Below are 10,194 nucleotides of genomic sequence, written 5' to 3'. Positions count from 1 at the left end.
TTAACGTCAGTTTTGGATAAGACTGTTTCCGGTGAGGGCGGGGAATGGGGAATGGGGAATGGGGAATCGGGATGAAGTACTTTGCTCCCCTGCAACCAGATGTAGCCAGTGCGATCGCTTCGCTCATCAAGAGGCTTGCCAACCGCCCGAATCTCACCCAGAGTCGGCATCCCGTCCACGTCACTTAAGCCAAACTGACGTTAGATTAGTGTTTCGGGTGAGGGTGGGGTGTAGGGATTCAAATCAGATGTTCGAGGGCAAATTCTTCCCGAGTTTTTCGAGTGCGAGCTCTAAAGCAAACCCATTTGAGCTCAACTACGCTAGGACACCCTGACCCCGCGTCTGGTGTTCGCCAAAACTGACGTTAATGAAAAGAGTGCGATCTGCGATATGAAAAAAAATATTTTCATCAGTACCGGTGAAGTCTCCGGCGATCTGCAAGGGGCATTATTGATTGAAGCATTGCAATCGGGTGCCCGAGACGCGGGAATTTCCTTGACGATTTCTGCTGTGGGGGGCGATCGCATGGCCGCGGCTGGGGCGAACTTACTCGGAAACACCAGTGCCATCGGTTCGGTGGGATTGCTCGAATCCCTGCCCTTTGTCTTACCCGCTTGGCAACTGCAGCGGCGCATCCGCAAGTTCGTGCGAGAAAACCCGCCAGATTTGGTCGTCCTCATCGATTATATGGGCCCCAACCTCAGCTTGGGAGCCTATCTGAAAGCGCAATTTCCCCAGGTACCCGTGGTTTACTACATTGCACCTCAAGCTTGGGTATGGTCTCTGAGCGATCGCAATACCCAAGACATCGTCCGCATTAGCGATCGCCTCCTCGCTATTTTTCCCGAAGAAGCTCGTTTTTTCGAGAAACGGGGGGCAACAGTAACCTGGGTGGGACATCCTCTCGTGGATTTACTCCAAAATGCCCCCAGCCGCCAACAGGCCCGAGAGCGGTTGGGTATTGACCCGGATAGCATTGCGATTGCCCTTCTCCCAGCTTCCCGCCACCAGGAACTCAAATATTTGATGCCCGCGATGTTCGAGGGGGCACGACAGTTACAAGGGCAGATTCCTCAAGTGCAGTTTTGGATTCCCCTATCGCTGGAAACCTATCGCGAATCCATTGAAAGTGCAATCGCAACCTATGGTTTGCGGGCCACTCTGACAACGGATCGCCCTCGGGAGGTTCTCGCCGCAGCGGATTTAGCGATCGCCAAGTCGGGGACGGTGAACCTGGAATTGGCACTACTCGATATTCCTCAAGTGGTTCTGTATCGCGTTCATCCAGTGACGGCTTGGATCGCGCGAAATTTGCTCAACTTCGAGATTCCCTTCATGTCTCCCCCCAATTTGCTGCTGATGAAGTCGATCGTCCCAGAATTCTTACAGGAAGAAGCATCCGCCGAAAATATCGTCGCCGAATCTTTAGAACTGCTCTTCAATGCCGATCGTCGATCGCTAATGCACGCCGATTACCAACAGATGCGACAAGCCGTTGGCGAAGTGGGTGCGTGCGATCGGGCGGCTAGGGAGATCCTGCAATTATCGATCGCAGATGGGGAAACGCCATGAGGGGGAGAGGAAGCCGGGACGGCAGGAACAACGTACGCCCAGTATTTCTGGCATCCTCATTAACGTCTTTCATTGTCAATTTTTCGTCATCCCTTAACTCCACCCCAGAGTTTCTGAAATCAGAGTCGCCAACTCTAGGGGATCGAAAGGCTTGGAAATGACTCCTTTTGCTCCGCGAGTCAAAGCTGTCGACTCTGAGGTTCGAGCTCTGGCAGTGAGTAGTAGCACGGGAATCGATTGAGTCGTTTCATCTGCTTGCAATATGGCTAGGGTTTCCGTTCCGTCTAAATCGGGCATCATGACATCCAAGAGAATAGCATCAGGTTGGTGAGATCGCGCTAATTCCAATCCCTCCGATCCCGATGCAGCGGTTAAGACTGTCCACTCGGCCATCATTTCTAATGTCATTTTGGTGACTTCCCGAAGGCGGTATTCATCGTCAATCAGTAAAATGATTTTCGTGGTCATTATCGATCGTTTACCAGAACAGTTTTCGTGGACTAGAAATGACAATATATCTATGAATTTTCACCCAAAAAAATTCAAGCTGAGCTTCAATTTACCTGAAAACTGACACAAAGTCTGAAGATGTAACAAGCATACACAGATGGAGACAGAGATCGCCCGTCTACCTGAAACTCCCGCAGACTCGTTCGCCCTCAACTCCCCCTCGTTTAGATTCTGGAATTGTTTACACTGGGATATCCTGGTGACTCAGAAGGATATAGTATCGAGGATCTGAGAATCGCTCAACTTTTACAAGAGTTCAGTTGGTTGATTTATCAAATCTCTGAGGCTATTTTGATGTTCTCCCTAAAAAGAATTAGATGAAATTTATGATTTTATTGACTTCACCTTCAATCTTGAATCAATGATTCTATCTCGAATCAAAAGTACGTGCTTTACTGTCATTTTCTCAAACCTAATCAGATGATGTGAAAAACTTGTGAATTTCAAGAGACATATATGGAATTAATATTCTTACCTTTTTAACCCTCGACTGAGAGCTTCAAAAGCGTCATAGGCATCAATTTGTATAGAATATTTCATATTCGTATATTGTCTTCACACAAAATACTCATTTCCTCGATCGATGCTAGCGGAAAATTCTCGATACTCGTCAATAAATTGTGACTTTAACTTGGACTGTAGTTTAGAAGCCACTTTGAGAAACAGGGCGATAACCGACGATGAGGCAAGGGTTTTGGGTTGTCGATTTAACTTCCTAGATTTAAACTCTAAAGTCTTTTCAGCATAAGGGGTTTACGGTTTTGGCTGTCAAATTTTTCTAAGCTCCAATGTTGAGATTAAAAAGCTATAATGCTATTCATTCAAAGCAAAGCGATGTCAGGATTTCGGAAATAGATAGCCCTGAGTAACCCATCGAAAGATGAGGCAGCTCGTCGAGCCGTCTACCCCGACAGAATCCGCTTATTTTGATGAGTGGAGTTCCAGAGTAAAGTAGAACGTACTCCCTTCTCCGAGCTTGCTTTCGACCCCAATCTCTCCGTCATGGCCTTCAATAATACTGCGACAGATTGCCAAGCCCAAACCCGTTCCTTCATGGGTACGAGAGTCAGAAGCATCGACTTGCGAAAAAGGTTCAAAAATTGTTTCTAACTTGTCCGCCGGAATCCCTCGACCGCGATCGCTCACGCTAACGTACAGTTGAGTATTTTGTTGAGAAACCCTCAGCCAAACCGTTTCTCCTTTCGCGGAAAATTTAATCGCATTGGCCAATAAATTCGTTAAAACTTGCACGATACTATCGGGATCGATGTGAGCGATCGCTACAATTGAATCGATCGATAGAGTTACCCCAGCATCTCGAGCAATGGGTTCAATGATGCCCACGGCTTGCTCGATCGGTCGTTCGATCGGACAGGCTTGAAGATTCAATGTCTGAGCGTCAAACTTCAAACACTGGAGATCGAGGATATCGTTGACCAGACGCACCAAACGCTCGGTATCGAGTTTGGCAAATTCCAGCAGTTGTTGTTGTTTGCCTGAATCGCCAATCTCGCCTAGTTTTCCCGTCGCTAGCAATCCCAGAGACGCCCGTAAAGAGGTCAGGGGGGTTCGCAGTTCGTGGCTGGCAATGGCAATAAACTCATCCTTCATCTGCTCGGTTTGTTTGCGCTCGGTAATATCGAGATAAGCGATCGCCACGCCGTAACCCTCTAGGGGAATTGGGGCGGCTGTCACGCTCAGCCAAGCGATCTCCCCATTACCCTTAGCAATTCCCTCTTCGCGATCTTCAATAATCCTGTTTTCCGTTAAAGCCGTGACGCTTGCCAGTTCCGAGGGCAACATTGGCGTTCGATCGGGTCGCAGCAATTTCCAGGGAGGACGATTGCAAGTGTATGGAGTTCGATCGCCGATGGATACCCCTAAAATGCGTTCTAAAGCGACGTTGGCCTCGATAAAGTTCCCCGTCTCATCGGTCATCCCCACACCGATGGGTAACGTCTCGAAGAGGGTTTGATATTTCTGTTGGCTGGTGCGGAGTTCCCGTTCCATGTACTTGCGAGCGCTAATATCTTCAAAAATCGCCACATCATATCGAGGATTGCTCTCTCGGGTGATGAGAATGGAAACGGTGAGGTGGACCCAAACCCGATGTCCTTCTTGATGAATCAGCCGTAACTCAATCGAAAAGGTATCAATTTCCCCTCGAAACAAGGCCTCGCTGCGATCGAGATAGACCTGACGATCTTGGGGGTCGACGATCTCGAGTCGGGTTTTCGTTCGCAGGTCGTCGGTGCTGTAGCCGACAATATCGCAGGTTTTTTGATTGATTTGGATAAACCGACCCTCCGCAGAACCGATATTAATCCCCACCGCAGCTTGCTCGAAAATCGTCCGGAAGCGCTCCTCAAAAAAACGCAGGGAGACTTCAATTTGCTGGCGTTCTCGGATTTCGTATTCGAGTTGTCGGTTTGTTTGCTTCAGTTGAGCCGTCCGTTCGTCTACTCTGGATTTGAGTTCGAGTTTGAGTTCGTGCAGGGTAAGTTCGGCATGTTTGCGATCGGTAATATCTTCCGCAATCCCCACCAAGCGCCACACTTGACCCGACTCATCGCGAATGGGAAAACCGCGATCGTGAATCCAGCGCCGTTCTCCGTCCGGTCGAACGATACGATACTCGACATCGGTATTTTCCCCTCGTCGCTGTTGGGCAAATGCTTCGAGGATTGTCGGTCGATCTTCGGGGTCGATGGTGTCCGTTAAACTGAACATATCCTTGAAAAGGTCTAGACTCGAACGACCCCACACTTGTTCGTAAGCCGGACTGAGGTAAAGGAGTCGATCTTCGATCGGATCGCACATCCAGAACACATCGCGGATTTGTTCTGCAAGCTGACGAAATTTGGCTTCGCTTTCGTATAAAGCCTTTGCGGTTTGCTGACACTCTTCGATCTGAGCTTGCAATCGTTCGTTGGTTTGTTCGAGTTCGAGATTGCGACGTTGCAGAGCTTGAATGCGTTCTGCTTCGAGTTGATGCACCTGTTTCTGTAATGCTTCGATGGTCTGATACAGTTGGGTCGGATTGAGCCGTTCGAGTACGCTCGTTTGGGTGAGAATCCCCTGTAATTCTCCTCGATCGCCAATCACCACCAAACGCCTCACCCCCAGCTGTTGCATTTTTTGCCGAGCCGTCCAAAGACTGTCTCGATGGTGAATGACAGCCAGGGGAGTACTCATCACTTCTGCGGCTTGCAGGCGATCGATTTCGAGTCCGAGCAATTGATACCGAACCCAATCCCGTTCGGTGACGATACCGATGGGTTTGGCCAAGGCGATCTCTTCGCCTTCTGGGTAAGTGTCTTCAGTAATGACAATACAACTGACTTGATGTTGGCTCATCTGCCGCGCCAACTCCAGTACCGGTGTGGTGGAGGATGCATTAACGATGCGATCGCTCATCGCCTCAGATACGGCATACATTTTGAGCAAATTTGCCGGGTGGAGTGCATCGTGTAGTTTTTCTTGAGAAACGACCCCGAGCAGTTCTCCTCGATCGTCGAGAATCGGCAGGTGGCGAATGCGATGCTCTCGAAATATCGATAACACGGTAAATATATCTCGATATTCCGTATCTTTGAGGACGATCGGTTCTCGGGTCATCCCTTCGGCAACAGTCATCTCCGCCAGATTTGCCCCGTCTGCGGTGAGTCGGGCAACATCTCGTTCGGTAAAGATTCCCAGAAGTTTCGTCCCTTCTGCGATCGGGGTATAGCTTCTGGGAGCATCGAAGGCGATCTCCCCCTCCCCGAGGCTTGGAGACACTCGACTCATTTGAGACAACACATCGAGTAGGGGAGTATCCGGGGGGACCGTAACGGGGGTGCGATCGAGAAGATCGTCGAGAGTGGGTAAGTATGCAGCAAGAAATGACACGATTTCGGATGAAACGCCTACAAATGCCGATCGTAGCTTAACTTAACTCCTAATTCTTCGTCTTAGGAGAGTATTGCGACGTGGCGAAAATATTTAAACCCCTAATCTATGTCTATCTCAATTTGTATAGCTAAGCGCATAGCAGTTAGGACGAATCAATCGGGACGCACTCAGTCGCTCGAAAACTTACGAACCCAACCCAAATGGGTCATACAAAAGTGGCCGCCAATTTAGTGTCAATAGCCCTGTGCCCTTAACTATATTTGTAATCTTTATTCTAAATCCCCTCGAGAGATCGTGAAATCTCTCGAGGAGGAGGAGCGATCGAGACAGTCATCTCTTTGCTTGTGCCAGGTAGACAATTGTGGCGATCGTATGAGTCTCGACCGATCGATTAAAATCCGCCATCGAGTGCCACTTTTCCAGAATCGATCGGCCTCAAACGAGTAGGATTCGAGAATTTCGAAAGGCGTACTATCCTACGGAAACAATGCCTTCAGAAAAAGCTTTGTATACCTCTTTAAGCACTTTTCCCGATTGATTGTCCAGCATCGAGTTACGATAGGCACACAGCAAAGAACAGCCTTCCTCGCAACCTTTATAGGTTTGAGACTGTTCCCGTAAATCCGCGAGGGTATATTCGGTAATCGGTTTATTCAAGCGATCGCGCTGGGAAGAACAGTATTGTACTAAACCGAATTCATCGATATAGAGAATGCGAGACCCCGCCCGACATTTCCATTTCGGCGATTCCCCTTTTAAGAGTTGTTGCCCGTATTCGCGATCGAGGCTGGTAAACGGCGCACCGCGATCGAAATGCTCGTTCCAAAGTTGAAGGTAATCGTCGCCGGTAACTTGAAGTTTGCCATTCCCATCGTGAAAGAGATCGATCGAAACGTGAAAGCCAAAATTGCGAATGCGATCGACGGTTTCTTTAAACGTCGCTTTCGTTGATTCGCACAGCACGACATTCGCATGAACGTCGAATTTGGCATGTTCTTTTAATAATTCCAGCTTGGATAATAGTTTGTTTAACGATTTTTGAATGTAGCGCGTGGAATCGGTTTCTAAAGTATCGATACTAATTTGTAAGTTACTCAGACCCGCATCGTTCAGCTGTTCGATGAGAGATTGGGTTAATAAAAAACCATTAGTGGTAATGGAAACTTGATTTTTTTGCGCGCAGTACTCGACAATTTTAATGATGTCGGGATGCATGAGCGGTTCGCCGCCGAGCAGGGTAATATTGAGCGCGTTTAAACGATGAATGGCATCAATGCGTTCTTCTAATACATCCAGAGGAATGGGTGGAGAATAATTGTCGTATTCCGTGCAGTAGCCGCAACTGAGGTTACAACGTCGCGTAATAATGAATTGGGCTTCTAAAGGTGTTTTTAAAAAAAACAAATTAGCCACTGCCTGAAGGGGACGTTTGACGCGCATAGATACATCCTCACGTACAGTTAGGAAAGGTTAGATCCTATCTTAATTGCGCGTTAACGTCTACTTAGAGACCATTTATAAAGTGAATGTTAAGCCCCAAAGCGCGGTGTATGACCGCAGATTTACGCTCGAATTAGGGGATAGACTCACACAATCACTGTCATTGCCTACCCGATCGGAGCTTAAGGTTTACTTTATAAATGACCTCTTAAATGAGCGATCGCCTAACCTCAACGGGTCTGAAACTCCAACTGTCCGTCGCGAATGGTTAAATCGTACTGTCCCAACAAATCTTGACCCAATAATCCGATATCGAGTTGTGAGGCAATGCCCACCGTGACATTTTGAATGCTCGCCCCTCCCACATCGATCGAATCAACGATTCCTAGAGGAAATTCCACATCTTTGCCGCTGGCGGTATCGATTTGCGCCGTTCCCACCGTCTCAACGCCGAGGGCTTTCGCCACACCCTCAGTAATGACCGTACCGCTGGCTCCCGTATCCACGAGCATCTCAAAAACTTGAGAATTGTTAAAGGTCACATCCACCACGGGGATACCGCCAAGGCGATATTTGATTGGAACCAGAAGCCCTCCAGACTCCAAATTCACCGAGGGGGTACCTGGGGGTGGCGGAAGTGCCCCTTCCCCATTGACCCCGGGGAGGACAAAATTTTGGTCGGGACAGAGTGAATCGAGTTCGATGAATCTATTTTTTTCATCGAGGAGAAAACAACCCTCGAATTCCTGAGCCAATGCCACTGTCGGGAACACCGATGTACTCAAGGATGTACTCAAAATTGAAAGAGTGAGTGCTAAATATTTCTTCATTAACTTTGCCTCGCAGCCGTCTGAATCTTTTGGCGATCGATACTAGGATTGCACGGGCTGAAGATACGCATATCTTTTCGAGATCGAGCGCCCTAAGTCTGGCTCGCCGCTTCAACTTTAACTTTATTTTAAGGGTATCGAGATTGAGAGCGATCGATATTCATGCAAGACGTTCCCCAGGATGGCTCTGGTTCCCGACTTGTAAAGTTCGATGTCGTTGGAGATCGAACCCGTTAACCCAACCACAACTAAGATAAAGTCCAGACCCAAAGATTAGATCGCGTCAGTTTTGCTGAAGCCGCCTTGTCGGGATGCCGACTCTCGATAATGTTCGGGCGGTCGACAAGCCTTGCGAAAGCGAGGGGACAACACTGGGTACAACACGTGGCTGGGGAGGAAAGTACTCCATTCCCGATTCCCCGTTCCGAATTCCGAATTCTCCCTTCCCCACCCTCATCGGACACAGTCTTATCCAAAACTGACGTTAAATAGAAAAAGATGGAGCGCTCGAACCTCTCGGATGAATCCTTTTTTCCTGGGATTCGTCGCTATAAGAGTATCTCTATCGGGTCAACGCACATCAAGCTCGTTGTCTCTCATTTTCTCTATAGTCCAAACGATGAGCGACCTATTTACTTCTACCTCACTGCATCGGCGATTCGTATTGTGGCGACCTGTTTTAGGGTTAGCCGCCGTTCAGGGAGCAATCACCATCTGTTGGGTCATCTATCGACTGTATCTCAAGGATTTGCTGGTTGAATTTAACTTTCCCGAGGAATTCGCCGCCACCGTTCTCGTCATCGATATCCTGTTGGGAATGGTTTGCGAACCGATTATGGGCAGTATTTCCGATCGCACCAAACAATGGATCGGCACCCAATTTCCCATCATCTCGATCGGTGCCATCCTCTCGTCGGTTCTGTTTATCGCCATTCCTGCCATCGTCATTTTCGGCAACTTCACCGGAGTCATGCGCTGGATACTACCGGGAGTCACCATCACCTGGGCCTTTGCCATGACCATCTTTCGAGCGCCCGCCATCGCCTTACTGGGACAGTACGCCTCGGTTTCAGAACTCCCCAAAGCCGCCAGTGCCCTGACGTTGGTTGGGGGTTTGGCGATTGCCGTTGCTCCGACCGCTAGTGGGTGGTTGCTCGGCCTGGGACCGGCTCTCACCTTTGGATTGGGTGCGATCGTCCTCCTAGCGGCTGTAGGGGTACTCAGAGCTGTTCATCCCCCCCAATCCCAAAGTCCGATCGCCCCAAGTCCCCTCGTCTCATCATCGATGGGAATGGCGATCGTCAGTGGAATTTTTATATTTGCCACTAGTATCGGTATCGGATTCGGATTCCGCTTCCTCTTTTCTACCCTTGCCGGTGCGATCGCATTGCAGTTTTCCGAAGCCAGTATCTCGCCGATGCTCTTGGCCTTTAGCGTCGCCGCAGCCGTTGCCGCACTGCCTCTGGGGAGAATTTCCAGTCGCTGGGAAACCCATCGCGGACTCTTAGTGGGACTTTTGATAACGATCGTTCTCCTGGTGGGGGTGGGGTTTGTACCGCGCCTGATAGTTCTCGCTCTCTTGGGGTTGGTTTTTGGGTTCAGTTTTATGACGAACGGTGGGGTTCCCTTCGTTCTGGGTTCGGTTCCCCCGCAACGCGCCGGATTAGCCGTGGGTTTGTATTTTGGTGGATTTGGAGCTGCGTTCAATCTCTTTGGCAATATTTTTGGTTCCCTGGAGGATACGGCACTGGGAATCATCGGTTTGATGGGGGCGCTTTCTTTTCTCGCGGCGGCAGTTTGCGTGATTCTCAGCAGTCGATTGTTGCCGAAGTATAGTTAACGTCAGTTTGGGATCGGACAGTTTCAGGTGAGGGTGGGGAAGGGAGAATTCGGAATTCGGAATTCGGAATTCGGAATGGAGTACTTTCCTCCCGAGCAACCAGATGTA

6 protein-coding genes are annotated in these 10,194 nt (G+C 49.1%); 2 read left to right on the top strand and 4 right to left on the bottom strand.

The features are described from left to right. Positions 1-390 precede the first annotated feature (390 nt). Positions 391-1,572, top strand: a complete 1,182-nt coding sequence (lpxB, locus tag AC2215_RS15150; RefSeq protein ID WP_486810852.1) for a lipid-A-disaccharide synthase — start codon at positions 391-393, stop codon at positions 1,570-1,572. 93 nt (positions 1,573-1,665) lie between these two features. On the opposite strand, the gene AC2215_RS15145 is transcribed toward lpxB, so the two are convergent. The 4 genes from AC2215_RS15145 to AC2215_RS15130 all read right to left on the bottom strand — a co-directional run bounded on the left by AC2215_RS15145 (position 1,666) and on the right by AC2215_RS15130 (position 8,246). Then, complete coding sequence (locus tag AC2215_RS15145; protein ID WP_486810851.1) at positions 1,666-2,040, bottom strand: response regulator; 375 nt, start codon at positions 2,038-2,040, stop codon at positions 1,666-1,668. A gap of 963 nt (positions 2,041-3,003) precedes the next feature. Then, positions 3,004-5,973, bottom strand: a complete 2,970-nt coding sequence (locus AC2215_RS15140) for a PAS domain S-box protein (RefSeq protein WP_486810850.1) — start codon at positions 5,971-5,973, stop codon at positions 3,004-3,006. A 474-nt stretch (positions 5,974-6,447) separates the two neighbouring features. Then, complete coding sequence (locus AC2215_RS15135; protein ID WP_486810849.1) at positions 6,448-7,416, bottom strand: radical SAM protein; 969 nt, start codon at positions 7,414-7,416, stop codon at positions 6,448-6,450. A 230-nt stretch (positions 7,417-7,646) separates the two neighbouring features. Continuing rightward, positions 7,647-8,246, bottom strand: coding sequence for a retropepsin-like aspartic protease family protein (locus AC2215_RS15130; RefSeq protein ID WP_486810848.1), 600 nt, complete (start codon positions 8,244-8,246; stop codon positions 7,647-7,649). A 619-nt stretch (positions 8,247-8,865) separates the two neighbouring features. Between AC2215_RS15130 and AC2215_RS15125 the strand changes: the two genes are divergently transcribed. Then, positions 8,866-10,086, top strand: a complete 1,221-nt coding sequence (locus tag AC2215_RS15125) for an MFS transporter (RefSeq protein WP_486810847.1) — start codon at positions 8,866-8,868, stop codon at positions 10,084-10,086. Positions 10,087-10,194: the final 108 nt, after the last annotated feature.

The sequence above is a fragment of the Zarconia sp. genome (genome assembly GCF_057467645.1).
This window is presented reverse-complemented; position numbering and strand designations above follow the sequence as displayed.

What these genes read in the sequence shown, in the direction of transcription:
- lpxB (WP_486810852.1), top strand. Translation starts at nt 391, where the DNA reads ATGAAAAAAAATATTTTCATCAGTACCGGTGAAGTCTCCGGCGATCTG.
- AC2215_RS15145 (WP_486810851.1), bottom strand. Translation starts at nt 2,040, where the DNA reads ATGACCACGAAAATCATTTTACTGATTGACGATGAATACCGCCTTCGG.
- AC2215_RS15135 (WP_486810849.1), bottom strand. Translation starts at nt 7,416, where the DNA reads ATGCGCGTCAAACGTCCCCTTCAGGCAGTGGCTAATTTGTTTTTTTTA.
- AC2215_RS15130 (WP_486810848.1), bottom strand. Translation starts at nt 8,246, where the DNA reads ATGAAGAAATATTTAGCACTCACTCTTTCAATTTTGAGTACATCCTTG.
- AC2215_RS15125 (WP_486810847.1), top strand. Translation starts at nt 8,866, where the DNA reads ATGAGCGACCTATTTACTTCTACCTCACTGCATCGGCGATTCGTATTG.